Source organism: Streptomyces durbertensis (assembly GCF_014156695.1).
Taxonomy (GTDB): Bacteria; Actinomycetota; Actinomycetes; order Streptomycetales; family Streptomycetaceae; genus Streptomyces; species Streptomyces durbertensis.
Genome location: NZ_WMLF01000726.1, coordinates 1 through 1,522 on the forward strand (window position 1 = coordinate 1; position 1,522 = coordinate 1,522).

General features: G+C 76.3%; 1 protein-coding gene. It reads left to right on the plus strand.

Annotation, left to right across the window (positions count from 1 at the left end; genetic code table 11):
• Nucleotides 1–1,448: CehA/McbA family metallohydrolase (locus GL263_RS26305; protein ID WP_438948009.1), on the plus strand; the 1,448-nt coding region annotated here is incomplete at its 5' end.
• Nucleotides 1,449–1,522: the final 74 nt, after the last annotated feature.

Consider the following 1,522-nt stretch of genomic DNA (forward strand, 5'->3'; position numbering starts at 1 on the left):
GGGCGGGGGCGGTGACGCTGGCGCCGCTCGCCTTCGCCGCACCGCCCGGCCAGGACGCGGAGACCCGTGGCATCCGCGGCGAACTACCGCCGGGCGCACCGGACTTCGTCTACCTACCGGTACGGGTGCCGCGCGGCGTGCGGGAGCTGACCGTCGCCTACCGCTACGACCGCCCCGAGGTGCCGGCGGGCACCCCGGGCAACGCGCTGGACATCGGGATCCTCGACGAGCGAGGCACCGGCTCCGCCGCGTTCCGCGGCTGGTCGGGCGGCTTCCGCGACACGTTCACCCTCAGCGCCGCACGCGCGACGCCGGGCTATCTGCCGGGCCCGGTCGGCGCCGGCACCTGGCACGTCGTGCTCGGGCCCTACACGGTGGCGCCGCAGGGCCTGCGCTACGAGGTCACCGTCACCCTGCGGTACGGCCGGCCGGGCCGGACCCCCGAGCCGGTGTACCCGCCGGAGCGGGCCCGTGGCCGGGGGCGGGCCTGGTACCGGGGCGACTGCCATCTGCACACCGTGCACTCCGACGGCCAGCGCACCCCGGCGGAGGTCGCCGCGGCGGCCCGGGCCGCCGGACTGGACTTCATCGTCTCGACCGAGCACAACACCACCTCCGCGCACGCCGCTTGGCAGGGCCTGTGGGGCGAGGACCTGCTGATCCTCTGCGGCGAGGAGGTCACCACCCGCAACGGCCACTACCTGGCGCTCGGCACCGACCCCGGCACGTTCGTCGACTGGCGCTACCGGGCCAGGGACGAGGCGTTCCGCCGGCACGCCGCACGGGTGCGCCGGGCCGGCGGCCTGGTGGTGCCCGCCCATCCCAACTGCCCCTTTGTCGGCTGCCAGTGGAAGTTCGGCTACGGGGACGCCGACGCCGTGGAGGTGTGGAACGGTCCGTGGACGGCCGACGACGAACTCGCCCTCGCCGCGTGGGACAACCTGCTGGCCGACAGCGCCGGCCGGGCGGGCCGCGCCGGCCCCGGGCACTGGGTCCCGGCACTCGGCTGCAGCGACGCCCATCGGGAACCGCAGGTCGTCGGGCACCCGCAGACCGTCGTCCGGGCCGACGACCTGACCCGGCGGGACGTGCTCGCGGCGGTCCGGGCCGGGCGGAGCTATCTCGCCGAGTCGGCGGCGGTCTCGCTGCGGTTCTCCGCCGTCGACGAGCGCGGCGGCCACGCGGGGATCGGCGAGGTGCTGCGGACGAGGCCCGATGCCCGGGTGACGGTGAGGCTGGAGGTGTCGGGAGCCCCGGCCGGCGCCGTGTGCCGGCTGCTCACCGACCAGGGCGAGCTGCGGTCGGGCCCCGCCGACCGGGCCCTGACCTGGCTGACGACCGCCTCCCAGTCGACGTACGTCAGGGCGGAGGTCCGCCGCCCCGGCACCGGCGGCCAGCCCGGAGCGATGGTCGCCATGACCAACCCCCTCTGGATGATGGCAAGTTGATGCGCCCGGCGACGCTGTCGGACCGGCGGGTGTCGGCCATCCGCCGACAACCGCCGGTCGAACCCGTACCGCGC